General features: G+C 70.6%; 22 protein-coding genes. 3 read left to right on the forward strand and 19 right to left on the reverse strand.

Going from position 1 to position 24,740, the window contains the following annotated elements; translation table 11 throughout:
• The 5 genes from AC13HU_RS01850 to AC13HU_RS01870 form a co-directional block, all read right to left on the reverse strand.
• Positions 1–1,633 (reverse strand): solute symporter family protein (locus AC13HU_RS01850; protein ID WP_483039940.1); only part of this gene is annotated, 1,633 nt, incomplete at its 3' end.
• Positions 1,634–1,707: 74 nt separating this feature from the next.
• Positions 1,708–2,211: a DUF485 domain-containing protein gene (locus AC13HU_RS01855; RefSeq protein ID WP_483039912.1), complete on the reverse strand. Its 504-nt coding sequence runs from the start codon at positions 2,209–2,211 to the stop codon at positions 1,708–1,710.
• A gap of 94 nt (positions 2,212–2,305) precedes the next feature.
• Positions 2,306–2,965 carry a response regulator transcription factor gene (locus AC13HU_RS01860; RefSeq protein WP_483039913.1) on the reverse strand — a complete coding sequence of 220 codons (660 nt, stop codon included), beginning with the start codon at positions 2,963–2,965 and terminating at the stop codon, positions 2,306–2,308.
• Positions 2,962–4,116 carry a sensor histidine kinase gene (locus AC13HU_RS01865; RefSeq protein WP_483039914.1) on the reverse strand — a complete coding sequence of 385 codons (1,155 nt, stop codon included), beginning with the start codon at positions 4,114–4,116 and terminating at the stop codon, positions 2,962–2,964. The genes AC13HU_RS01860 and AC13HU_RS01865 overlap by 4 nt, the downstream gene beginning before the upstream one ends.
• A complete protein-coding gene (locus AC13HU_RS01870) occupies positions 4,113–4,592 on the reverse strand; it encodes a DUF1453 domain-containing protein (RefSeq protein ID WP_483039915.1) in 480 nt (159 codons plus the stop codon). Before AC13HU_RS01870 ends, AC13HU_RS01865 begins: the two co-directional genes overlap by 4 nt.
• A 338-nt stretch (positions 4,593–4,930) precedes the next feature.
• On the opposite strand from AC13HU_RS01870, the gene AC13HU_RS01875 reads away from it, so the two are divergent.
• On the forward strand, positions 4,931–5,458 hold the full coding sequence (locus AC13HU_RS01875; protein ID WP_483039941.1) for a helix-turn-helix domain-containing protein: 528 nt from the start codon (positions 4,931–4,933) through the stop codon (positions 5,456–5,458).
• On the opposite strand, the gene AC13HU_RS01880 is transcribed toward AC13HU_RS01875, so the two are convergent.
• Positions 5,409–7,529: a DNA gyrase/topoisomerase IV subunit B gene (locus AC13HU_RS01880; RefSeq protein ID WP_483039916.1), complete on the reverse strand. Its 2,121-nt coding sequence runs from the start codon at positions 7,527–7,529 to the stop codon at positions 5,409–5,411. The two genes, AC13HU_RS01875 and AC13HU_RS01880, sit on opposite strands and share 50 nt — an antisense overlap.
• A gap of 406 nt (positions 7,530–7,935) precedes the next feature.
• On the opposite strand from AC13HU_RS01880, the gene AC13HU_RS01885 reads away from it, so the two are divergent.
• A complete protein-coding gene (locus tag AC13HU_RS01885) occupies positions 7,936–8,166 on the forward strand; it encodes a DUF7455 domain-containing protein (protein WP_103884849.1) in 231 nt (76 codons plus the stop codon).
• Positions 8,167–8,377: 211 nt separating this feature from the next.
• Here the strand turns inward: AC13HU_RS01885 and AC13HU_RS01890 are convergent, their stop codons facing one another.
• From AC13HU_RS01890 to AC13HU_RS01920, 7 genes are all read right to left on the reverse strand, one after another.
• Positions 8,378–9,214: a S1 family peptidase gene (locus AC13HU_RS01890; RefSeq protein WP_483039917.1), complete on the reverse strand. Its 837-nt coding sequence runs from the start codon at positions 9,212–9,214 to the stop codon at positions 8,378–8,380.
• Between the two features lie 124 nt (positions 9,215–9,338).
• The gene (locus AC13HU_RS01895; RefSeq protein WP_483039918.1) at positions 9,339–10,904 is read right to left on the reverse strand and encodes an RNA polymerase sigma factor; all 1,566 of its coding nucleotides are present in this window, start codon (positions 10,902–10,904) and stop codon (positions 9,339–9,341) included.
• A 264-nt stretch (positions 10,905–11,168) separates the two neighbouring features.
• The gene (locus AC13HU_RS01900) at positions 11,169–12,077 is read right to left on the reverse strand and encodes a FadR/GntR family transcriptional regulator (protein WP_483039919.1); all 909 of its coding nucleotides are present in this window, start codon (positions 12,075–12,077) and stop codon (positions 11,169–11,171) included.
• A gap of 105 nt (positions 12,078–12,182) precedes the next feature.
• Positions 12,183–13,958 carry an ATP-binding cassette domain-containing protein gene (locus AC13HU_RS01905; protein ID WP_483039920.1) on the reverse strand — a complete coding sequence of 592 codons (1,776 nt, stop codon included), beginning with the start codon at positions 13,956–13,958 and terminating at the stop codon, positions 12,183–12,185.
• Positions 13,959–14,009: 51 nt separating this feature from the next.
• A complete protein-coding gene (locus tag AC13HU_RS01910) occupies positions 14,010–14,744 on the reverse strand; it encodes an NUDIX hydrolase (RefSeq protein ID WP_483039921.1) in 735 nt (244 codons plus the stop codon).
• A 225-nt stretch (positions 14,745–14,969) separates the two neighbouring features.
• A complete protein-coding gene (locus tag AC13HU_RS01915) occupies positions 14,970–16,163 on the reverse strand; it encodes a DUF4192 domain-containing protein (RefSeq protein WP_483039922.1) in 1,194 nt (397 codons plus the stop codon).
• A 202-nt stretch (positions 16,164–16,365) separates the two neighbouring features.
• Positions 16,366–18,525, reverse strand: coding sequence for a RecQ family ATP-dependent DNA helicase (locus AC13HU_RS01920; protein ID WP_483039923.1), 2,160 nt, complete (start codon positions 18,523–18,525; stop codon positions 16,366–16,368).
• Positions 18,526–18,867: 342 nt separating this feature from the next.
• Between AC13HU_RS01920 and AC13HU_RS01925 the strand changes: the two genes are divergently transcribed.
• On the forward strand, positions 18,868–19,464 hold the full coding sequence (locus tag AC13HU_RS01925; RefSeq protein ID WP_483039924.1) for a hypothetical protein: 597 nt from the start codon (positions 18,868–18,870) through the stop codon (positions 19,462–19,464).
• 116 nt (positions 19,465–19,580) lie between these two features.
• Here AC13HU_RS01925 and AC13HU_RS01930 read toward each other — a convergent pair whose 3' ends face one another.
• The 6 genes from AC13HU_RS01930 to AC13HU_RS01955 form a co-directional block, all read right to left on the reverse strand.
• Complete coding sequence (locus AC13HU_RS01930; RefSeq protein WP_483039925.1) at positions 19,581–20,237, reverse strand: hypothetical protein; 657 nt, start codon at positions 20,235–20,237, stop codon at positions 19,581–19,583.
• Positions 20,238–20,291: 54 nt separating this feature from the next.
• A complete protein-coding gene (locus AC13HU_RS01935; RefSeq protein ID WP_483039926.1) occupies positions 20,292–20,978 on the reverse strand; it encodes a ribonuclease HII in 687 nt (228 codons plus the stop codon).
• 118 nt (positions 20,979–21,096) lie between these two features.
• Positions 21,097–22,044: an ADP-ribosylglycohydrolase family protein gene (locus AC13HU_RS01940; protein ID WP_483039927.1), complete on the reverse strand. Its 948-nt coding sequence runs from the start codon at positions 22,042–22,044 to the stop codon at positions 21,097–21,099.
• A gap of 330 nt (positions 22,045–22,374) precedes the next feature.
• Positions 22,375–23,037 (reverse strand): histidine phosphatase family protein, encoded by a 663-nt coding sequence (locus AC13HU_RS01945; RefSeq protein WP_483039928.1) that lies wholly within the window; start codon positions 23,035–23,037, stop codon positions 22,375–22,377.
• 107 nt (positions 23,038–23,144) lie between these two features.
• Positions 23,145–23,750: a YdbC family protein gene (locus AC13HU_RS01950; protein WP_483039929.1), complete on the reverse strand. Its 606-nt coding sequence runs from the start codon at positions 23,748–23,750 to the stop codon at positions 23,145–23,147.
• 61 nt (positions 23,751–23,811) lie between these two features.
• Complete coding sequence (locus tag AC13HU_RS01955) at positions 23,812–24,582, reverse strand: MBL fold metallo-hydrolase (RefSeq protein ID WP_483039930.1); 771 nt, start codon at positions 24,580–24,582, stop codon at positions 23,812–23,814.
• Positions 24,583–24,740: the final 158 nt, after the last annotated feature.

Below are 24,740 nucleotides of genomic sequence, written 5' to 3' on the forward strand. Positions count from 1 at the left end.
ACACGGCCCCCGCTCCCGTCAGAGACCGCACCTCCGTCTCCGCGAACGCCGCCTCGTCCGCGGGCTCCCGGGTCAGCACGGTGCCCAGCCAGCCGGCGAAGAAGCCCAGCGGGATCGAGACCAACCCCGGGTTCTCCAACGGGAAGACATGGAAATCCACCCCGGGGAAGAGCGAGTCGGCCTGTCCGGACGTCACCGGCGACAGCACCACCAAGGTCAACGCCGGGATCAGTCCGCCGTAGATCGACCACACGGCGCCCTTGGTGGTGAACCGCCGCCAGAACAGCGAGTAGAGCAGCGAGGGCAGGTTCGCCGACGCCGCCACCGCGAACGCCAACCCGACCAGGAACGCGATGTTCTGATCCTGCGCCAGCAGGCTCAGCGCGATCGCCACCGCACCGATCCCGACCGCCGAGAACCGCGCCACCCGTACCTCGTCCTCCTCCATGTGGCCGCCCGGATTGCCCGCGTCGCCCCTGGCCGCATGGCGGGGCCTACGCCGCACCGTCGCGTACAGGTCGTGCGCCACCGACGCCGACGACGCGAGCGTGATGCCCGCCACCACGGCCAGAATCGTCGCGAACGCCACCGACCCCACCACCGCGAACAGCACCGCGCCGCCGGTCGTACCCGATCCGCCGCCCAGCGCCTCCGCGAGCAGCGGCACCGCCGTGTTGCCCGCGTCGTTCGACGCCCGCACCGTGTCGGAACCGACCATCGCCGCCGCCCCGAAGCCCAGCACGATCGTCATCAGATAGAACGCACCGATCAGTCCGATCGCCCACACCACCGACCGTCGCGCCGAACGTGCCGTCGGCACCGTGTAGAACCGCGACAGGATGTGCGGCAGCCCGGCCGTGCCCAGCACCAGCGCCAACCCGAGGCTGATGAAGTCCAGCCGCGACGTGCCGCTGACGCCGTACCTCAGCCCCGGCGCGAGAAACGCGTCGCCCTGCCCGCTGCCCGTCACCGCCGACCGCAACAACCCGTCCACGTTTCCATGGAACTTGACCAGCACCATCACCGTCAGCGCCACCGTCCCGCCCATCAGCAGCACGGTCTTCACGATCTGGATCCACGTGGTCGCCCGCATCCCGCCGAACGACACATAGACCACCATCAGCGCCCCGACCCCGATCACGGTCCAGGTCCTGGCCGTCCCGGTGCCGCCGAGCAGCAGCCCGACGAGGCTGCCCGCACCGACCATCTGCGCCACCAGGTACAGGATCGACACCGTCACCGACGCCGTCCCCGCCGCGATCCGCACCGACCGGTGCCGCATCCGCGCCGACAGCACATCCGCCAGCGTGTACCGCCCGACGTTCCGCACCAGTTCGGCGACGAGCATCAGCACGATCAGCCACGCCACGAAGAACCCGACCGAGTACAGCAGCCCGTCATACCCGAACAGCGCGATCAGCCCGGAGATCCCGAGGAACGACGCCGCCGACATGTAGTCCCCGGCAATCGCGAAGCCGTTCTCCGCCGGGGTGAACAGCCGCCCACCGGCGAAGAACTCCACCGACGAACTACGCCGCCGCCCCGCCCACGCCGTGATCGCCAGCGTCACCGACACGAACACCGTGAACAGGACGATCGCCAGCCCCTGGTGATCCCCGGCCCCGTCCGCCAGATACGCCGCATGCGTCCGCTGCCCCGCCGGCTGTCCCGCCAACTGCTCTGCCAGCCGACCCGTCAACTGTCCTGTCACCGCACCCGCTCCTGCCCGGTCCTGGTGGCCAGCGTCCACCGAAGGTCCAGCGCCGCCCGGTCCCGCCGCAGCCGCGCATGCCGCGCATACGCCCACGTCAGGAGGAAAGTCGTCGCGAACTGCGCCAGCCCCGCGACCATCGCCACATTCAACTCACCCGCCACCCGCCGGGCCATCAGCCCCGGTGCGGTGGTCGCCGCCACCACGTACAGCAGGTACCAGGTGACGAACGCCGCCGCTGCCGGAAATGCGAACCCCCGGTAGCTGTCCCGCACTTCCCCGAACGTCGCGCTGCGCTGCACCTCCAGATACACCGCCGCCCGGGTGGCCGCCTCGTCCGCGCGGCGCGCCTGCGGCGTCGCCGCGGACCTCTCCGCCGGTTCTCTGTCCGCGCCCGGACCCGCATCCGGCTCCGGCATCCACTGCCGTGCCACCGTGGCCTGCCGCCACGGGCTGTCCACCCCCAGCGTCCCGGGGTCTCCCCCGTCGTGCTCGTCCACCGAACTCTCCTCGATCCACCGGCCGGTCGGCCGTGCGGCCAATCATGGACAGAGTGGGAAGATCCAGGTCCAACAAGCCGAAACCTTCACACCATCAGGTGATCCCGTGCCGGTAGGCGTATCCCACCGCCTGAGCCCGATCGCGTGCCCCAGTCTTGGCAAACAGGTTGTTGATGTGCGTCTTTACGGTGGCCATGCTTACGTGCAGCCGCTCGGAGATCTCCGCGTTGGACAACCCCTCTGCCACCAGTGCCAATACCTCCGCCTCTCGTATCGTCAGCCCGTCTGGCAACTCCTCTCCCTCACATCTCACCGGACCCGCCGCCGCGGGCTCACCCTGAGCCAGCACGTCCAGCACCCGGCGCTGCACCGACGACGACAACCCCGCCCGCCCGGCCGTCACATCAGCGATGGCCCGGGCGATCTCGTCCCCGCCCACGTCCTTCGTCAGATATCCCCGCGCGCCGGCCCGCAACGCCGGGAACAACGAGTCGTCATCCGCATACGTCGTCAGCACCACCACCTGCGTGCCCGGGTGCTGAGCCCGAATCCGCCGGGTCGCCTCAACCCCGTCGCACCGGGGCATCCGCAGATCCATCAGCACCACATCCGGCTTCTGCTCCACCACCAGCCGCACCGCCTCCTCTCCGTCTCCGGCCGCTCCCACCACCTCGATCCCGGGCAGCAGCCCCAGCAACATCACGATTCCCTCGCGCACCACCGTCTGGTCGTCCGCGACCACGACCCGCGTCACGCGGGCACCCGCAAGCGCACCACAAAGCCCTCCTCTGCCGGTCCGGCGTCCAACGCGCCGCCCAACAGTTCGGCGCGCTCCCGCATCCCCCGAAGACCGTAGCCCGATCCAGAAGCCCCCAAAGAGTTATCCACAGGCGATCGGCCTCCGAAGTCGCGGAACTCCAACTCCACCTCCTCCGGCCGGTACTCCAGCCGCAGCACGACATCCGCTCCCGGCGCGTGCTTGCGCACATTCGTCATCGCCTCCTGAGCGACCCTCCGCACCGCCAGCCCCGCCTCCGCCGGCAGCCGCCTCGACTCCCCGTCCACCTCCAACCGCGCTCCCTCCGACGCCACCAACTCCCGCAGGAACTCCTCCACAGGTGCCATGTCCCCGCGCAGCGCGGACAGCGCCTGCCGAGTCTCAGCCAACCCTTCCCGTGCCATCCGCCGGGCCGCGACCACCCGCTCCAGCACCACCTCCCGGTCTGCCCCCCGCTCGACCAGCAGCCGGGTGGCCTCCAAGTGGACTGTCTGCGCCGACAGGCTGTGCGCAAGCACGTCATGGATCTCCCGGGCGATCCTGGCCCGCTCGGCGAGCGCAGCCGTCTCCGCCTCTGCCTTCCGCGCGGCCCGCTCCTGGGCCAGCAGCCGATGGGTGTTCCCACGCGCCTCCGCGTCCAGCCGCACGGTGTATCCCGCGAGGGACAGTCCGAGCGCGGTCAACGTCGTCACCAGCCAGTTGTCACTACTGTCGAACAACGCGAAGAACGTGAGCGCGATCGCCGCCACGGGCAGCCCAGCGGCCAGCGGCAGCCGCTCCAGCGCCAGCACTGCACACCCGCACCACAGCATCACCGCGGGAAGTGCCGCGTCCAGTCCGTTCGCAATGGCGCCGCCTGCTACCAGCAGCGCGACCATGCCGAGTGCCGGCCACAGCCTGTGCCGCAGAGTGGTGCGGAAGTAGACCCACAGCACCCCGTACAGAACCAGCACCCCAAGGCACGCACCCAGGGTCGCCCAAAGGCTCAGTTCGCCCTTGGCGATGATCCCCCACATAGCGGCGACCGCCAGCACCAGCCGGATGCCCCGCCCGATACCCCGCCGGGCCCGCGGCCGCATCTCACGGGACAACGCCTCCTGCGAGGGCCAGGACGTCCAGGTGCTCATGAAACCGTACGGCACGACGGCCCCAGGCCCTGGGCTCGCCAGAAGAGCACCCCGCTGCGTATCAGCAGTGTCGCCGCGACTGTGAGCATCACCGAGGACGAGCTCTGATGCACGCCCACCGCGGACGCGACCGCGTACAGCCCCACGCGGACGGCTATGCCGAGCACCCATACCGCGAGGGTCGCCTTGGTGCCCTTCACCATCACCCGGCCGTCGGGCTCGGACCACATATGAGTGGTCGTGGCCCAGACGACGCCCATCGCGGCCCCAACCACCAACTCCGCGGCGAGCAGCGTCACGGCGGCTTGCTGGTGCTGCCCGTCGATCAGGTTGCCTCTGTCCCGTATCGCCAGCACGACCAGAACGACGGGAATGAGCCACCACCGGCCGCCGGCGACCGCGCGGGGCCTGAGTTGGCGGGCGAGCACCACCCCGATGACCGCGAGGATCACCAGCGCGTTGACCAGACCGGACATGGCAGTTGCCTCCGAAGGGCGACTCGACGATTTGCTATGTCCTCGAATCTACGGAAATCCACTGGCCAGCGGATCAAGCCGGGGGTTGAAAATCGCTCTCCACCCGGGGGTGGAGAGCGGGTCAGCCGGGTGGAGACGGCACCGCGACTTCCTCCCATGTCCGCACCGAACCGTCCACGCCAAACCGTCCGCACCACACGCTGCCCAATGCTGCTCGCGAGTTGTCGGCACCTCGCGCGTTGCCCACCGCACGCCTCTCGCCCGGCATTTACGTTCGCTCTTACCGCAACTCTGAACATAAAGACGGAAAGCGACAGATGGCCGACGCACAACGCCGCATGATCAGCACGACCGACCGCAGAGGTGGCGTTGGGCCGCCTGTCGACCGGGAGCAGAGCAGCAACGCCGAGTTGGCCCGCCACACCGGCCTGTCCCGCTCGACGGTGGAACGGGCCCTCGACCTGCTCGTAGGCGCAGGGTGCTGTTGGGCGCCGCGGAGCACGCGCGCCGCACCGCCTCCGCCCACCTGCTCGACGAGGTGCCCGGCCGCGTCTGCCCAACGCCTCGCCCAGGGGCGGACGATGACAGTACGTATCGCGGTACCAGGCGCCGGAATCCGGGGCTGGGACCACAGCGGGTGCATCCGCCGCAGTGGCGGCCTGATCACCGCCGTCACCGAAGCACGCCGCATCCGCCGCCTGCGGCAGCCCCCGCCCCGCAGCGCTCCCTCACCGAACGCGTCCGCCCGCTCCCGTCGGTCACGGGGGAGCGGGCGGACGCGTATGTGCCGGGCCCTAGGAAGCTCGTGCAGGAGGGTCAGACGTCGATCCGCGCGCGGTCCAGGGTGGAGGCGGAGCTGGAGATGAACTCCTTGCGCGGAGCGACTTCGTTGCCCATCAGGAGGTCGAACGCCTGCTCCGCGGCTTCGAGGTCGCTGATGTTGATCCGGCGCAGGGTGCGGTGGCGCGGATCCATCGTGGTCTCGGCCAACTGGTTGGCGTCCATCTCCCCGAGGCCCTTGTAGCGCTGGATGCTGTCCTTGTAGCGGACGTTACGCCGGTTGAGGTCCTGAAGGGTCTGGCGCAGCTCCGCGTCGGAGTAGGTGTAGAGGTACTTGTCCTGGCCCTTCTTGGGCTGGACGAGTTCGATCCGGTGCAGCGGGGGGACGGCGGAGAAGACCCGGCCCTCCTCGACCATGGCGCGCATGTAGCGCTGGAAGAGAGTCAGCAGGAGACACCGGATGTGAGCACCGTCGACGTCGGCGTCGGCCAGGAAGATCACTTTGCCGTAACGCGCCTGGTCGATGTCGAAGGTGCGCCCGGAGCCGGCTCCTATGACCTGGATGATCGCCCCGCACTCGGCGTTCTTGAGCATGTCCGAGACGGAGGACTTCTGCACGTTGAGGATCTTGCCGCGGATCGGCAGGAGAGCCTGGAACTCGGAGTTGCGCGCCAGCTTGGCAGTGCCGAGCGCCGAGTCGCCCTCGACGATGAACAGTTCACTGCGCTCGACGTTGTCGCTGCGGCAGTCGGCGAGCTTGGCGGGCAGCGAGGACGTCTCCAGCGCGGTCTTCCTGCGCTGCGCCTCCTTGTGCTGTCGGGCGGCGATCCGGGTCCTGGCCGCGGCGACGGCCTTCTCCAGCACTGCCCGCGCCTGGCCCTTGGTGTCGCGGCGGGTGGAGGTCAGGAAGTCCTTGAGCTCCTTGGCCACCACGGCGGCCACGATCCGGTTCGCCGCCGAGGTGCCCAGCACCTCCTTGGTCTGCCCCTCGAACTGCGGCTCGGCCAGCCGGACGGTGACCACCGCCGTCAGACCCTCCATCGCGTCGTCCTTGACGATGTCGTCCTCGGCGACGCGCAGCAGTTTGGTGGCGCGCAGCACCTCGTTGACCGTCTTGGCGACCGACCGCTCGAATCCGGTCACATGGGTGCCGCCCTTGGGCGTCGCGATGATGTTGACGAACGACTTGAGGGTGCTGTCGTAACCGGTGCCCCAGCGCAGCGCGATGTCGACGCCGAGTTCGCGGGTGACCTCGGTGGGGGTCATGTGGCCGCGGTCGTCGAGTACGGGGACGGTCTCCTTGAAGGTGCCGCTGCCGGTCAGCCGCTGCACGTCACAGATCGGCTTGTCGGGGGCGAGGTACTCGCAGAACTCGCTGATGCCGCCGTCGTAGTGGAAGACGTCCTCGACCGGCTTGTCCTCCTCGATGCCGCGCTCGTCGCGCACCACGATGGTCAGGCCGGGGACGAGGAACGCGGTCTGCCGGGCGCGCTGGTGGAGGGTGTCCAGGGAGAGCTTGGCGTCCTTGAGGAAGATCTGCCGGTCGGCCCAGTACCGCACCCGGGTGCCGGTGCGGGTGCGGGGGATCTTCTTGGTGCGGGTCACGCCGCTGGCCGGCTCGAAGGGGGCGTCGGGACCGGACTCGGTGAAGATCCCGGGGACGCCGCGGCGGAAGCTGATGCTGTGGGTGTGACCGCTGCGATCCACCTCGACGTCCAGGCGCGCGGACAGCGCGTTGACCACTGAGGCGCCGACGCCGTGCAGACCGCCGGAGGCGGCGTAGGAGCCGCCTCCGAACTTGCCGCCGGCGTGCAGCTTGGTCATGACGACCTCGACGCCGGACAGGCCGGTCTTCGGCTCCACGTCGACCGGGATGCCGCGGCCGTTGTCGCGCACCTCGATGGACCCGTCGGAGCGCAGCACCACCTCGATCCGGTCACCATGACCGGCCAGCGCCTCGTCGACGGAGTTGTCGATGATCTCCCACACGCAGTGCATCAATCCGCGACTGTCCGTCGACCCGATGTACATACCGGGTCGCTTGCGGACGGCCTCAAGACCCTCGAGGACGAGAAGGTGCCGCGCGGTGTAATTGGAACCGTCACGATCTGCGCCCGTCAGCAGTGCGGCGGGCGGCACGGATGTTTCGGCGGTCACGCGGGCAGCTCCTCGGTCAAGATATTCAGCCGTTGTCGGTGAGAGGGTACCGATGCGGGGCAGGTGGACACTGCCGCGACCCGGCATCTGGACGGTTCATCCTAGTCCTTATCGAGCAGGCGTTCGATAACCCGCACGAGTGATACACATGTCACGTTCCCAAAGAGGCATGAACCATTTAGGCTCCGGGCACGTCCTCTCCAACAACCCGGTTGCCAGCCGGGGGGCGAGCCGGACAACAGCTCCACACCCGACATCCGACGCAATTGACTCCTATTCGCCGCCAATCGGTAACACCCGGTCACACCGAAGACGGTTCCGAGAAAATGCCGTCAGCGGGAACGTTTTCGGCCTGGTTGGATGTTGACCCTGGTACGACAGCTCGTCGAGCTAGAGAAGAGGCGACGTGACTACTGTTCTGACCCCCGCGAGTCCGCTGACAGCGGGCGACCGCTGCGACCGTTGCGGCGCTCAGGCCTACCTGCGTGTCGTGCTCATCAGCGGCGGAGAGCTGCTCTTCTGCGCGCACCATGGCCGCAAGTTCGAGCCCGAACTGAAGAAGATCGCAGCCGAAATACAGGACGAGACCGGTCGGCTGAACGAGACCCCGGCGTCGACGGGAGACGACGAGCGCTGAGCCTTCACACCAGCGACGAGTTCGGATCCGCGGGCGGACGGACCCCTTGAGGGGGTGTCTGCCCGCGGGTTTTCCCATTTTTTTCGTTCGCCGGTACATCCCGGGGCCGGCCGGACACCTCCGGACCCATCGGGCACTACCGGGGCCGCCGGTACGTCGACGCCCCTGCGCTGCGCCGTGACGGCGCAGCGCCTTCATGCGCTGCACTGCGTCACATGTGTTGTGCGATCAGCGCCTCCATCGCGGAGACCCGGGTGTACACGCCCGGGTAGTCCGCCATCGCGCAGCCGTTGCCCCATGACACCAGGCCGACCAGCCGACCGGCGACGACCAGCGGACCGCCGCTGTCGCCCTGGCAAGCATCCCGCCCACCTTGTTCGGCGCCTGCGCACATCATCGACGCGGGCACATAGGTGCCGACGCTACCGCCCGGATATGCCTGCTCACACACCGAGTCGGCGAAGACCGTGACGTTCGCGGTACGCAGCGCGGTCGCGTAGTCGCCACTGCCCGTGGTGTCCCCCCAGCCGTAGACCTGGGCCTGGGTGCCCGGGCGATAGGAATCCGCGTCAGAGGGTTCCGCCATCGGGATTGCCGCGCCGTCGGGCAGCGGCTGCGCCAGCGTGATCACCGCGACGTCGTTGGCATTGGTGGTCTGATCGAAGTTCGGGTTCACCCACACCTTGGACCGCCGCAGCTCCTCGCCGCCGTCACCGGTCAGATCGGTGCGGTCCGCGATGACCCGGAGGTCCGGCAACTGCTGCCAGTCGGTCACGCCCAGCGCCTCCTTGCCGAAGCAGTGCGCGGCGGTGACCACCGTGCGGGGCCCGACGGCCACGCCGCCGCAGAACTGGCCGGAGCGGTCGTCGCCGAAGCGGGAGCGGCTGGACAGGGCCACCACCCAAGGCTCCTGCTGGGTCGTGGTCGGAGTGCCGCCCACGACGACTTCATGGGCCGCTGCCGGGGTGGCGGGCAGCGCCAGCGGCACCACCAGAGCCGGCAGCAGCGCGACTATCGCCGCGATGACGGTACGGACACTGAAACGCATACGGCCTCCTGACCCTGTGAATCACTCTGCACACCCAGAGTCATCGACAGGTCAGGAGGCCGCATCCGCAGAGGCAACGGTCCCGTGGCCGGGTCGGGGCCGGAGCGAGACCGGATCAGGGTTGTCAGTCCAGGTAGTCGCGCAGCACCTGGGACCGCGACGGGTGGCGCAGCTTGGACATCGTCTTCGACTCGATCTGACGGATGCGCTCGCGCGTCACCCCGTAGACCTTGCCGATCTCGTCCAACGTCTTGGGCTGCCCGTCGGTGAGGCCGAAGCGCATGGAGACCACGCCCGCCTCGCGCTCCGACAGGGTGTCCAGGACCGAGTGGAGCTGCTCCTGGAGGAGGGTGAAGCTCACCGCGTCGGCGGGCACGACCGCCTCGGAGTCCTCGATCAGGTCGCCGAACTCGCTGTCGCCATCCTCACCGAGCGGGGTGTGCAGCGAGATGGGCTCGCGACCGTACTTCTGGACCTCGATGACCTTCTCGGGGGTCATGTCGAGTTCCTTGGCCAGCTCCTCCGGGGTGGGCTCGCGGCCCAGGTCCTGGAGCATCTGGCGCTGGACGCGGGCCAGCTTGTTGATGACCTCGACCATGTGCACCGGGATACGGATGGTGCGGGCCTGGTCGGCCATCGCGCGGGTGATCGCCTGACGAATCCACCAGGTCGCATAGGTGGAGAACTTGAAGCCCTTGGTGTAGTCGAACTTCTCGACCGCACGGATCAGGCCAAGGTTGCCCTCCTGGATCAGGTCGAGGAAGAGCATGCCGCGGCCGGTGTAGCGCTTGGCCAGCGAGACCACGAGGCGGAGGTTCGCCTCCAGCAGGTGGTTCTTCGCCCAGCGGCCGTCCTCGGCGATGATCTCCAGCTCGCGCTTGAGCTTGGGCGCGAGCTTGTCGGCCGCCGCAAGCTTGTCCTCGGCGAACAGGCCGGCCTCGATCCGCTTGGCGAGCTCGACCTCCTGCTCGGCGTTGAGCAGCGGGACCTTGCCGATCTGCTTCAGGTAGTCCTTGACCGGGTCGGCGGTGGCGCCGGCGACGGCGACCTGCTGGGCAGGCGCGTCGTCCTCGTCGTCGTCGGAGAGCACAAAGCTCTCGGACTCCGGCTTCTCGGCATCCTCTTCGCCGCCCTTTCCGGGCGCGACGTCCTCGATCGACTCGTCCGTCTCGGCGGCCTCGTCGCCCGACCCGGCGGCAGACTTCTTCGCCGTCGCCTTCTTCGCCGGGGCCTTCTTGGCGGCCGCCTTCTTGGCCGCGGTCTTCTTAGCGGGCGCCTTCTTGGCTGAGTTTTCCGCCTCCACCGATGGCTCCACCGTTGTCTCGGCCTCGGTCACCGCCTCCGGGGCGGGGGCCTTGGGCGCTACGGTCTTCTTGACTGGGGCCGCCTTCGTGGCGACCGTCTTGGTGGCAGTACGTTTCGCCGGGCTCTTGGCTGCGACGCTCTTACGGGTGCGCTTGGGCGCCTCTGCGGCGGTCACCATCAGCGTCACACCCTCCTCGTCGAGGACCTGGTTGAGGCTGCGCAGAACGTTCTTCCACTGGGTTGCCGGAATCTGGTCCGCTTCGAACGCCCGACGCACATCGTCGCCGGCGATCTGGCCCTGGGCCTTACCCTGCTCGATGAGCGCCATCAGAGACTCGGATTCGGCGATCTCGGACGGGAGCGTACGGGATGTGCTGGCCGACACGAACAACCTCTCGGAACGATGGGAACGACTGAGTGGTACCGCACAGCGACTCGGCATCAGTCCTGACGCCGAATATTCGGTTGAACATTGCGTGTGCGGCGGCCACCTCTTAAGTCATCGCACTGCCTCGCCAAGCGTTACGCCAAGCTTACGTGGCCCGAGTCACACCCCATAACATACCGATACATACCAGAGTCGGACATCTCACACACATGGGGCCGCCGCCGACCCCTGGATCGGGGCCCGCGGCGGCTCCCGGGGCGATCAGTTCTTCTCGCGGGGCGCCGGGACGACATGGTCGGCGGCGGGCGCCGGGGCGGGCTCGGACGAAGTGGCCAGGAGCTGGCGCATGGCCGCCTCGGCCGTGCCGCCGTCACCCTCGGCCAGCGCCTCCACGATCCGGTGGTGCAGACCGACCGAGATGTCACCCGGGCGTTCGCAGCCGGTGGCCAGGCCGCCGGAGACGTGCAGGGCCGACGACACGATGCCGGACAGGTGCTCCAGCATCCGGTTGCCCGCGACCTGGAGCACGAGGGTGTGGAACTCGGCATCCGCCCGGGTGAAGGTGAGCGAGTCGCCTTGGGCGCTGGCGTGGGCCATGATCTCGGCCATGTCGGCCAACCGCTGCTGGACGTCCTCGCGGCCGTGGCCGGCCGCCAGCCGGGCGGCGACCGGCTCGATGGTCGTGCGCAGTTCGAGCAGTTCGCGGCGCTGGTCGTCGCGCTGCGGGCCGAAGGCGCGCCACTCGATGATGTCGGGGTCGAGCAGGTTCCAGTCGCTGACCGGGCGGACCCGGGTGCCGACGTTCGGCCGGGCGCTGACCAGGCCCTTGGCCTCGAGCACGCGCAAGGACTCGCGCACCACGGTGCGGGAGACCTCGAAGCGCTGGCCGATCTCCTCGGGGACCAGCGGGCGATCGGCGCCCAGGTCGCCTGAGACGATCATCTGACCGAGTTGCTGGACGAGTTGGCCGTGCAGACCACGGCCGCGGCTGCCTCCGGCGCGGCGGCCGACCCGGCCCATGTCGGGCTCCACGCCTTCCCAGGCGTGGAGCCCGGGGCGATCGGCACCGGGGGCTTCGGTGTACGGATAGCGATCGAGCTCGCCCGAACCGGCGATACCGGAGTCGGCGGAACGGGCCGCGGTCATCATGGAATGCGCAAGGGTACTCACGCATCCTTTGTCGGCGATGCCGAACCCGGCCTTGAGGGCTTTGCTGAAAAGCACACGAAAGGGTGAGCACTCATCACCTGATAATTGACGTTTTTTCCGGAGGATTCACCCCTCATCGCTGGGAAGCGGCGCACTTCCTCGGGTGGGTACGGCAGTTGACCGCCGCTCCTGCCTCCGTCCGCGCAACGCGCTTGCCGTGAAAGCGCCGACCAGCACCGTGAGCGACAACGCCAGTCCCAGGAAGAGGGGTTGGCCGACGAAACGCAGCGCCCTGCTCACACCCCCGCCGCCACCCTGCGAGACACCGCTCACCACCGACCACAACGCCTCCCCGGCGTCGCCGAGTTCCCTGACCTGCGGCCCACCGAGCAGCGCACGCACGGCCGGTACGGCGAGCAGCGGCACCGCGAGCACCGCGGACACGCCGAGCGCGGTGGTGCGGAAGACCGCTGCCGCCAGTACGCCGGCCCAGCAGCAACCGACCGCGAGCGCGGCGCAGCCTGCCAGCGCGGCGGGGTGGGCGAGCGGGTCCGGTACATGGCCGCGGGCGACGAGCAGCCTGAGCGTGGCGATATCGACAGCAGTAGCCGCGGCGGCGAGCAGCAGCGCAGTCACCGCGCCGACCACGAGTTTGGCGCCGAGCAGCCGGAGGCTGCGCGGCTCGGGGCCGTGGCCGGGCGCGAGTGCCGGGTAGCGGAACTCCTGGCCGTAGCTGAGCGCGCCGAGCAACCCGGCCCCGATCGCCGCCGCGGGCAGCGGCAGTTCGGGCGCCCAGCCCGACAGCATCCGCAGCACCGAACTGTGCACCGCACCGGTCCGGGCGATCAGCGCGGTGGCGAGCGCCGAGCACAGCAGCGCGGCGAACACAGTGGGCCAGGGTGTGCGCACGCCGAAGGCGCGGCGGACTTCGTACCCGACCGGGCGGACCGGGCCCGGACGGCGCCCGATGCGTCGCGCCCGTCGACCCTCGGTCCGCTGCCGTGGCACCGCGGGCTCCTCCGGGTCGGCCCCGGTCCACTGCCGGTCGAGCCGGTCCGCGGTCGTGTCGGCCAGTTCGTGCAGCAGGATGCCGTGCCGGTAGGCGGTCTCCCCCACCACCGCGGACGTCGTGCCGTACACGGCGATACGGCTGCCGCTCGCGGCGACCACCTCCGCGCCGTCGTCGCAGAGCAGTTCGGCCAGCCGCTGGGCGTACGGCGACCGCACCGCCACGTAGGGCCGCAGCCGGCTGCGCGCGAACTGTGCCGCGGCCTCGTCCGCGACCAGCCGACCGCCGTCCAGCGCGAGCACACGGTCGGACGTACGGGCCAGCGCGCCGACGTCCCTGCCGGCCAGCAGGACTGCGCCGCCTTCCGCCGCGTGCCGGCGCACCAGTTCATGGACCCAGGCGGCCTCGCGCGGCAGCAGCCCACGAGCCGGGTCGTCCAGGATCAGGGCGCGCGGGCGGGAGAGCAGCGCGACAGCGAAGCCCAGACGGCGGTCCATTCCGAGCGAGTGCGTGTCGAGCCGCTCCTCCGCCACCGCGTCCAGCCCGACCGCGTCGAGGACCTCGTCGGCACGTGAGAGCGGAAGCCCGTAGGCGGAGCAGAGCATGCGCAGGTGACCACGGGCGCTCCGGCGGGGGTGCCCGGGGACATCGCCGAGCACGGCCCCGATCTCGTGGGCGGGGCGGGCCAGTTCGTGCAGGGGGCGACCGTCGACGAGGGTGGCCCCGCGGCCCGGTTGCACGCCCAGCAGCAGACGCAGCGCGGTGGACTTGCCCGAGCCGGCCGGTCCGAGCAGGCCGGTCACCTCGCCCTCCCGCACCTCAAAGGTCAGGTCGGCGACGGCAGGCGAGGTGTTGCGACGAGACAAGCTGGTCAGTCCGATGGCCTGGATCACTCCAGCACCATAGCGCTGAAATGCCCAATAAAACGGACAAAAGCTCAGAAACTACACCTCCGGTCGGAGCATCGGCGGATTGAGCAGCGCCGCACCTCCGGCCCTGAACAACTGTGCCGGGCGCCCGCCCTGACGGGTCGTCGTGCCCCCGGTCGGCACGAGGAACCCGACCGTCCCGGTCACCTTGCGGTGGAAGTTGCGCGGGTCGAGCGCCACGCCCCACACCGCCTCGTAGACCCGCCGCAACTCGCCGACCGTGAACTCGGGTGGGCAGAAGGCCGTTGCCAGTGAGGAGTACTCGATCTTCGACCGGGCCCGCTCGACCCCGTCGGCGAGAATGCGCCCGTGGTCGAAGGCGAGCGGAGCAGCGTCGCCCGGGTGATCCTGGCCGCTCTCGGCCAGGAGTGTGTCGACCGGCGCCCATCGGGCGCTGCGCGCGTCTCCACCGGCACGAGGCGCCGGCAGGTCCGGCGCGAGCACCAGGTGCGCCACGCTGACCACTCTCATCCGCGGATCGCGCTGCGGATCGCCATACGTAGCGAGTTGTTCCAGATGGGCGCCGTTCTGGGCGCGCAGCCCCGTCTCCTCGGCCAACTCGCGGGCCGCCGCCTGCGAAAGATCCTCGTCGTCGCGGACGAAGCCGCCAGGCAGCGCCCATCGGCCCTGGAACGGAGGCTCGCCCCTGCGCACCGAGAGCGCACACAGCGCGTGATGTCGCACCGTGAGCACCACCAGGTCGACGGTGACGGCGAAGGGCGGGAAGGCCGACGGGTCGTAGGGCGACATGACGCGATCTTAGTCGTCTCCCTGACGATAAACAGCCGGATCGACTCTCTTGACGATCGGGTGGCGGCAATTCCCAGCCACCGTCCATCGCAGCACACCATTCCCACCCGTCACACACCCCGTCACACGCCCCACCGCACGCCCCACCGCACGGCATCTCGCGTGTGCACGGCTCGGCGCCCACCCGTCGCGTACACCGGAGTGGTGCGCGGGTCATAAGGCCGGTCATCGGCGGGTCCGGGCGCGGTAGCCCCTGGGCGCGCGATGGGCCGGACCCCGGCCTGCCGGCCCGGTCGGGCCGCGGCGCGTGGCTGCCCTGCCGAGCACCCGTTTGCGCCGCTCCTGACGCAAACTACGCCGCAGCAACTCAGGGTCCAGGCCCTCGTTGACGGAGGTGTGCAGAAGCCGGGCGAAGGTGTAGTTCGGATCGAGGTCGAGCGCCATCCGCAGTGCGACCCGAGCTTCGGCCTCGTCCCCCGTCGACCACGCGACCCATCCGGCGAGGGTGAGCGGCGCGACCGCATGCTCCTGGTAGGGCTCGACGCAGCGGCGGGCCAGCGCCCGCCAGAGCCGCACCGCCGCATCGGCCTGTCCGGGCTCCGCCCACTCCGCAGCGCGGTCGCGGGCGGCCTTGTCCTGGAGTCCGAGGATCACGGCAGCTGCCTCGTCGTCCACCAGCAACCCGTCGTCCTGCTCGTCGGAGCGGACCGCGTCGTCGAGCCGCGGCGCGGCCCGAAACCTCTCCAGCGCCGCGCGGGCCAGCCCGAGGGTGCGGCGGCGCGTCTCCTCGACGCGGTTGTCGGTCAGCATCCGCGGCAGCAGATCGGCGCAGGCGATGTCCAGCGCGATCTCCCGCTTGTGGTCGCTGACCGCCGATGGCCTGAGCCGGGCCTCGATGTCCCGCAGTGAGCCGGGAACCGGCAGGCCGGCATACGCGGCGGTGGCGGCCATGGAGGTGCTGCCCGGCGGAGGGAGAGCGGTGCCCTCGACCGGTGACGGTGTGCAGTCCGGCAGGCAATAGGACCACCAGCGCCCGGCCGACACGCACAGCGCCTCGACGACCGGCACGTCCAACTCTCCGCAGGCGACGCGCAATCGCTGGGCGAGAGGGCGCAGCCGCTCCATCACGTCCGACGGACGCTCGCCCTCGGACGGATCCTGGCAGAGGAAGACGACGACCGCGTCGGGGTGTCCGCCACGGCGGGTGCTGTTCCGCACCAGGCACTCGGCAAGATGGCCGGCGCTGATCGACCAGTCCGCCGGGTTCTCGGGTAGATTCACCCGCAACCTCCCGCCGAAGCGGCCATGTTCCCCGTGCAGCGCCACGAGAACCAGGCTGTCCGTCGGCTGGAAGCCGAGCAGATAGGGCAGCGCATCCGCCAGTTCCCCGGGGCCGCGCAGCGTGACCTTGACCTCCATCGGACGATCCGATGACTTTCCGTGCTGAACTTCGTCGCTCTGTGTCATGACTCGACGATGACGCATGGACCGGCCCTCCCGCGGAAGACCACCCGTTCGGCTGTGGACAACCAGGCAAGGCCCGCGGGATTCAAGGTCGGACCACGTGCGGGGCCAACACCCGCACCCGCACCCGCACCCGCACCCGCACCCGCACCCGCAGTCAGCCTGCCGCAGCAAGCACCAGCGGAAGAACCGGCCCACTGCCCGCCTGACGCAGCAGGCGAGCGGCAACCGCGAGGGTCCACCCGGAGTCGGTCGAGTCGTCCACGAGCAGAACGGCCCCCGGCGAGCTCGCCAGAGCGCCGGCCAGTTCCTCGGAAACGGTGAACGCGTCGGACAGCGCCCTGAGCCGCTGAGCGGAGTTGCTGCGGCGTGCAGCGTGCGCCCCGCTCGCCCCGCTGTACGTCAGGCTGCCCAGGAAAGGCAGGCGGCCGACGGCCGCGATCCCCTGGGCAAGAGAACCGACCAGTTGGGGGCGGGCCAGGGACGGCACGGCGACCACCCCGACCGGCCGGGCAGAAGCGTCCGGTGCGTCAGTCGCCCAGCCCCCGGGAGAGCGGGCCCAGTCGGCGAGGACGGCTACAGCGGCCCGCAGGACCTCGTCCGACACCGGCCCATCGGGCGCGTCCTCGGCCAGCAACGGCCGAAGCCGGTTGCCCCAGCCGATGTCCGAGAGCCTCCCCAGTGCCCGCCCGGCCGAGCACTGTTCCTTGGCCGGGATGCGCCCCTTGAGGTCGATGCCGAGCGCGGCCATCCCCGTCGGCCACATCCGGCGGGGCTCGATCTCCACCCCGGGGCGGTCCAGTTCCTTCGCCGCCCCCGTCAGCGCCCCGGCCGATACGGAGGAGTCGACCCACGCCCCCGCGCAGTTGTCACAACGGCCACAGGGGACAGCTCCCTCGTCGTCCAACTGTCGGCGCAGGAACTCCATCCGGCACTGCGCCGTGCTCACGTAGTCGCGCATGGCCTGCTGCTCGGCCGCCCGCTGCCTGGCCACCCACGCGTAGCGTTCCGCGTCGTACACCCACTCGGCCCCGGTGGCCGCCCAGCCGCCCTTCACCCGCTTGACCGCACCGTCGACATCCAGCACCTTCAGCATCGTCTCCAGCCGGCCGCGCCGGAGGTCCACCGCCGCTTCCAGGGCCGGCACGGACAGCGGCCGCCCCGCCTCCGCAAGGGCCGCAAGGGTCTGCCGAACCTGTGCTTCTGGCGGGAAGGCGGTGTCGGCGAAGTAGCGCCAGATGGCCTCGTCCTCCCGGCCGGGCAGCAGCAGCACGTCCGCGTGCGCCACACCGCGCCCGGCACGGCCCACCTGCTGGTAGTAGGCGATCGGCGAGGAGGGCGAGCCGAGGTGGACCACGAAGCCCAGGTCCGGCTTGTCGTAGCCCATTCCCAGGGCCGATGTCGCGACCAGCGCCTTGACCCGGTTCTCCTGCAGGTCGACCTCGGCCTGCAGGCGCTCCGCGTTCTCCGTCTTCCCGGTGTACGAGGCCACCTCGAAGCCGCGCTGCCGCAGGAACGCGGTGGCCTCCTCGGCCGCGGCGACGGTGAGGGTGTAGATGATCCCGGAGCCCGGCAGCTCGCCCAGGTGCTCGGCCAGCCAGGCCAGCCGGTGCGCGGCATCCGGCAGCCGGACCACGCCCAACCGCAGGCTCTCCCGTTCGAGCGTGCCCCGCAGCACCAGTGCCTCACCGGCACCGGTGCCCAACTGCTCGGCCACATCCGCGGTCACACGTGCGTTGGCGGTCGCGGTGGTGGCCAGTACCGGCACACCGGCCGTCAACTCGGCCAGCATCGCCCGCAGCCGACGGTAGTCGGGGCGGAAGTCGTGGCCCCAGTCGGAGATGCAGTGCGCCTCGTCGACCACCAGCAGGCCGGTCGTGGCCGCGAGCTTGGGCAGCACCTGGTCACGGAAGTCGACCGAGTTGAGACGCTCGGGGCTCACCAGGAGAACGTCCGTCTCACCCCGCTCGACCTCTCCGTAGATCGTCTCCCACTCCTCCGGGTTGGCCGAGTTGATGGTCCGCGCCTGGATGCCGGCGCGCGCGGCCGACTCGACCTGGTTGCGCATCAACGCCAGCAGCGGCGAAATGATCACTGTGGGGCCGGAACCGCGCCGCCGCAGCAGAGCGGTGGCGACGAAGTACACCGCCGACTTGCCCCAACCGGTGCGCTGCACCACCAGCGCACGCCGGCGCTCCTCCACCAGCGCGGCCACCGCCTGCCACTGGTCCTCCCGCAGCCGCGCCGAACCCTCCGGGCCGCCCACCAGCTCGGCAAGGATCACATCGGCTTCCGCACGCAGCTCCTGGTTGCTCATGTCCCCATGCAACCCCACAACACCGACAACGGCCCAATTCCCCGCCCCGGCGGAGCGCGCCGGCCGCAATCCGCCCGCCGCCCGCCGACAGCGGGCGGACGCATCTGCGGATCGGGCCGACCGCCGTGTTCCCGCTGGTCCCGGCGGTGCGGGGTCGACTCGATCAGCCGGATGGGATCTATCCGGCGGACACTGCCATACCGGTCGTTGCCACCAATTGCCCGTTGCCGCATGGCAGTACGAGAGGAAGAATTGGCGGTGGATTCCCCGATCGGCTCTCCGAGCCCCTTGACCGGCGTGCGCCCGCGCCCGGTCTACGGGTGCATCCGTGAAGGGAGGACCGTGACCATCGGGTTCGTTCCTGAGACCTCGTCCGCCGGTTCCCCCCGGGTGTCGCGCAGCGTGGAGCCGGCCGAGTGGGCCGGCAGTGGGGTGCCGATGCTGGCCAGCCCGCGCGATGTCATCAAGGACCTGCACGCCAGGCATCTGCCCACGCCGTCGACCGCGGTGGTCGCGGTCTACGACCCGGACGGACAGATCAGGGCCAGCGCCTCGTTCACCGGTCGCGTCGGAGTGCTGGACGGCTGGGAACGCCGCAACTCCCTGCTGTCCCACCTGCGCCGGGTCATCCCGCACGACCTGCGGCTGCGCCACCCGGTGCGGGTAGCGGTCCTCATGGTCTGCCGGGACGGCGGCCCGGACTGGACCGCGGAGGACGGCGCCTGGATGTGGGGCCTGCGCGACGCCTGCACGCTGCACGGGCTGCGCTGCGGGTCGTACGTAACCCTCACCGACGACGGTTGGAACGTCATCGGCGAGAGCCGCGCCGGTCGTACGCCCAACGCCCGCTCCGAGACTGCCCGGCGGACGAACCCGCCGGTGCACGCCCCGCTTCCGGACGGGTCGCCGCTGGCCGAACGCCAGGCCGCCGTACGCTGACCGCCCGGCCGGCCGCCTTTGCGGCAAGCCGGGGGCCGACGCCGCGACCAGGCCGGCGGTCAGGTGTACGGCCCCTGTGCCGCGGCCCGGTCGGGCACCCGATTCGGGCACCCCTTTCAGGCGCTGGCGCCGAGCAGTCCGTTGATCCGGACCGGGTCGCCACACACGATCAGCAGCCCACCGGCGCGGGCCAGCGCCCCCGCCAACGCAGGCGCCATCCCTTCGTCGTCACCGCTGTTGAGCGCGACGACCACGACCGGGCGACCGGTGGCGCGGGCGGCGCGGATGTCGGCGTAGAACACGTCGTCCGCCGCGTCGTGCTGGGCCCAGTAGGACGCCTCGCCGAAGGACAGTTCGTGGGCGGCCCAGGGATGCTGCTCGCCTGCGGTCAGCACCAGGATCTCGCCGGGGGCACGGCCGGTGTCCAGCAACAGGTCAACCGTTTCGTCAGCCGCGTCGATCGCGCCTGCCTCCGGAACGGGGATGAGCTGGATCTGGGCGGACGTGCCGTCGGCGGACCGCTGCGAGGGCACGGCAGCGGGTGGCGCGGCCGGGGTCACCGGTCCGGCCTTGCCTGCAGGCCGGTTGGGACCGGGACGGCTGGGACCGACGCCCGCGGCTGCTGCTTCCCTCGACGGCGTGGGGCGCGGCGCCGCGGGTCGCGGCGGGCCGGGGACTGGACGGGGGGTCGACGCATTCCGGCCGGCGGCCGGAGCAGTGCGGGGACCAGGGACGCTCTCGTGAATCTGAGGCTCCTCGGGGGTGAGAGGCATGAGTTGATGTCTATCAAACGCGCTGAGAATACGCAGCGGGGGGTGGTTCCCCAATCAGAAATCGAAACCGAGTTGTTCCCCTGTGTCAGCGTCGTCCCGCACCTTCTTGAGGTGCTGCCACCGCGGCATCGCGTCCAGGTACGACCAGGACAGCCGGTGCTGCGCGGTCGGGCCCAGTTCCTCGAGTGCCGCACGGTGCACAGGTGACGGATAGCCGGCGTTGTCCGCGAAGGCGAACGGGGCGTATTCCGCGCCGAGTTCGGCCATCGCGGCGTCGCGCCGCACCTTGGCGATCACGGACGCGGCGGCCACCGCAACACATGACTGGTCACCCTTGATGACGGTCCGCACCTGCCAGGGCCCGCCCAGGTAGTTGTGCTTGCCGTCCAGGATGACCGCGTCGGGCCGCTCGGGCAGCGCCTCCAGGGCGCGTCCCGCCGCCAACCGCAGTGCCGCCGTCATGCCGAGGCTGTCGATCTCCTCGGGCGACGCGTGGCCGAGCGCGTAGGACGTCACCCAGTCGGCGAGGAGAACGGCCAGCTTGCTCCGCCGCTTGGGGGTGATCAGCTTGGAATCGGTCAGGCCCTCGGGCGGGCGGCGCAGTCCGGTGACCGCTGCACACACGGTGACCGGCCCGGCCCACGCGCCGCGCCCCACCTCGTCCACACCAGCGACGGTGCGTACGCCGAGGGTGGCGCGCATCGAACGCTCGACGGTGTGGGTGGGCGGTACGTACGGCATGACGCTCCCAGCCTACCTCTCGGCAACGGCCCATCCGCAGAGGGGTGATCGGGCGGCACGGAGCGGCGGGAACGGACGCGCGCGCCCACCTAGCGAGCCGGCCGCGCGCGTGCCGCGATCAGGCCGCTCCGGCCCACTTCGGCAGTGGTTCGGTCCGTCGCGTCCAGGTGGCGGGCGGCTCGCCACCTGGACGGGCGGCGATGATGCCACCGACAATGGCGCAGTTGGTGTCCACGTCACCGCCGGCCCGCGCGGTGGTCCAGAACGCCCGCTCGTAGTCGCCCAGGTGGCGCGCGGCGGCCCACAAAGTGAAGGGCACCGTGTCATGGGCGCTGGTGCGGCGGCCGCAGCCGAGCACCGCGGCGACGGTCGCCACGTCGGCGTAATCCAGCATGTCGCGGGCCCGGCGGATGCCCGCGTGCACGGCACTGCGCGGCACCAGGTCCAGCACCGTGCCCAGGAGCGCGTCCGGGTCGCCGGACTTCGCCGGGTCGGCGGCGAGCGCGGCCGCGGCGGCGACTGCCATCGCTCCGGCCACGGCCTCCCGGTGCTGGTGGGTGGTGTAGGCGGAGATCTCGGCCTGGTGGGTGGCCTGCTCGGGGTCGCCCGCGTACCAGGCGCCCAGCGGCGCGATCCGCATCGCCGCCCCGTTGCCCCACGAGCCCTGTCCGTTGAACAGTCCGGCGGCGAGTTCGCGCCAGTCGGCGCCCTCCTGCCGGATCAGCCGCAGCATCCGGTTCACGGCGGGGCCGTAGCCGCGGTCGAAGTCGTGGTGCTCCGCGAAGGACCATGCGAGCGCGTCCTGATCGATCCGGCCGTGCGCCGCGAGCACCGCCAGGACCGAGCAGGCCATCTCCGTGTCGTCCGTCCACGCCCACGGGCCGGGCGGCAGTTCGCCGCTCTGGAGGGCAGGGTAGTTGGCCGGCACGAAGAACTGCGAGCCGAGTGCGTCGCCGACCGCCAGCCCGCGCAGGCTGGCCGTGGCACGCGACAGACGGCTGGCATCAGGGGCCCGGCCGGAGGCGGAACCGGGCCGGCCGGGACCGGGGGCGGGCTCGGGGATCATGGCGTCGGAACCTCTGGTTTCATCTGACGCATCGTACTGACCGGCCTGATCGGCGCCAGGGCGCCGTACGAGCCGGCACCGCGCCGATCACCGCAGGCATCCTCGAATGGCGCGCAGACGCCCCGCCACGCGACTGGTAGGCGGTGATCCGTCGATGGGAACGGCTGGACACCGTACGGGCCTGGGCGGCGGCGCGGCGTTCACCTGTTTCCTGGCAGGGGTGACGCGGCCGGCCTCGGGGGAGACCGGGACGGCACGGACGGAGCTTGGAGGGCCTGGGCAAGCGCGGGCGAGGTGCCTGGGGGGCGGCCGCGCATGCCGCGCCCATGACTACTGCAGCCCGCCGCCGGGCGGGCCCGGCGTGCCCCAGCGCTCGAACGGCCGGTCCAGGATGTAGCGGCCGGAGGGTTGCAACAGAAGCATGCGGGTCTCGGCGTTGGACGGGTTGGAAAGCGTCTCGAACTCCTCGACCGTCCAGTGGAACCAGCGCATGCAGAACAGCCGCATGGTCAGCCCGTGCGTGACCAGCAGCACGTTCGGAGGGAAGTCCGGCTTGTCAAAGGCACGGTAGAGGGTCTCCAGGAAGGCCCCCACCCGGTCGTGGACATCGGCACCGCTTTCCCCCATCGCGAACCGGTAGAAGAAGTGGCCGTAGGCGTCGCGGGCCTTGCGCTGACGCTGGATGTCCTCCTGGTCCTGCCAATTGCCCCAGTCCTGCTCCCGTAGCCGGGGTTCCTCGCGCGCCTGGGCCAGCGCCGGATCCAGGCCCAACTCCTCGTAGGTGTGCCAGGTCCGCCGGTACGGAGAGACGAACGCCTGCACCCGCTCCCCGCCGAACACCGAGCGCAGCCGGGCGCCCGCCTGCGCGGCCTGCCTTCGGCCGTCGGCGGTCAACTCCAGGGCATGGTCGGGCACCCGTTCGTAGATGGTGTCGTCCTCATTGCCCTGGGACTCACCGTGCCGGATGAGCACGATGCGCTGAGGGCGTCCCATACCGGCCAGCCTATTGCGCTCACCCCCACGCCGCCTTATGGGCACCGATGCGCCTCGGCCGGACACCTGGACGCCGTAGCCGGTCCGGCCAGGACCGGCATCCCCGCTCAGACCGTCCACGCCTGCACCACGTCCACCACGTCGCCGGCCACGGAGAGCACATCGGCGTCCAGGCCGGCGCGCTCGGACAGCCGCTCCACTGCCCCTTCCCGGTACTTGCCGTGCTCCGTGGCGGAATCCCACATCGACAGCACCAGGAAATCGTCCGCCTCGCCCCGGCCGAAGGCCCCGCGCAGCATCCCGGGGGACCCGGCCATGGCGGGGTTCCACACCCGCTCCTGCATCTGCGTGAAGTGGTCGACGCGCTCCGGCCGCACCTTGCACAGCGCGACTCTGAGCAGATCGGTGTCGGCGAAGAGTGGCTCGAAGCCGACCTTCACGTCCAGCTGGTGCTCGAACAGCCGCACCGCGAGCACTTCGTACATGCCCTGCTGCGCAGCGGCGACGCCGTCATGCGGACCGGCCATGAAGGCGTCGTACGAGCGCCGGCTTTCCCAGAATCCGAACAGGTGTGCGACTCCTGGCTGGGCGCGACTCCAGCCTCCGCCCTGGCCGAGGAACCCAGGCTGCTGCCGCAGCGCGACCCATCGGCGCTGTCCTCGGTCGAAGCCCGGCCGATCGACGACCCCGCAGCGTATCCACTTGACCAACACCGCGCCATCGTAGTGGCGTCGGGCGCCTGGCCCGATCCATTCCGGCACCCCGAAGAGCCGCTCACAGCAAGATGGAGGCACCCGGTCCCAGCCGGTGCAGGCGGTCCGCGAGGCCGGCCGCGGCGAACTCCGCCTCCACGCTGTCGCCGTCCTGCGTGAAGTGGGCCCACTGCTCGAAGTGCAGCGGCACGACCTGCGGGGCACCCAGGAGGACGGCCGCCTCCGCCGCCTGCGCGCTGGTCAGGGTGAGCGTGCCGTCCGGCACCAGCGCGCTGCGGGCCGCACCGGCGAAGAGAAGGGCCACGTCGAAGGGTCCGAACCGCTCGGCGATGACCCGCACCACGTCGAGTGACGCGTTGTCCCCGCTGATGTAGACCGTCGGCACTCCGCTGCCCGACAGCACGAAGCCGGTGACCTCACCGACCAACCTCTCGCTGCCGTCCGGCCCGTGCTGCGCCGGCACGCCGGTGATCCGCAGCACGCCGCCGTCCGGCCGCGGCAGGTCGACATGCTCCCAGTTGCCCAGGGTGCGCACAGGCCCGGCCACCCGGTCGTGGGCCGAGCGCGTGCTCAGCACCAGCGGAGCCTCGGCCAGCAGCGCGCGCCCCGCCCGGTCCAGGTTGTCCGGATGCTGGTCGTGCGACAGCAGCACCGCGTCGACCGGCCCGACCTCCGCCGGTGCCACGCCCGGCCCGGCCGTCTTCACCAGTGCCCGCGCGCCGATCGGGTACTCCCCCGGCTCGTCGAACGTCGGGTCGGTGAGCAGGCGGAGCCCGCCGATCTCCACCACCGCCGTAGGCCCGCCTACGTAACGAATGTCCACACCCGCCATGGCTGTCCCCCTTACGCGTGCACGGCTCCCGCGTGCACGAATCGATCTTCGTCCGGAATCAATCGCCCTTCCCCCGGAGCTGTTCCCCTCGCCCCCTTGACGCGCGAAACACCGGCTCCCCGATGTTCACCCGAACGCTGTAACCGCCGCGCGTCCGC

The sequence above is a fragment of the Streptomyces sp. NH27 genome (genome assembly GCF_056859195.1).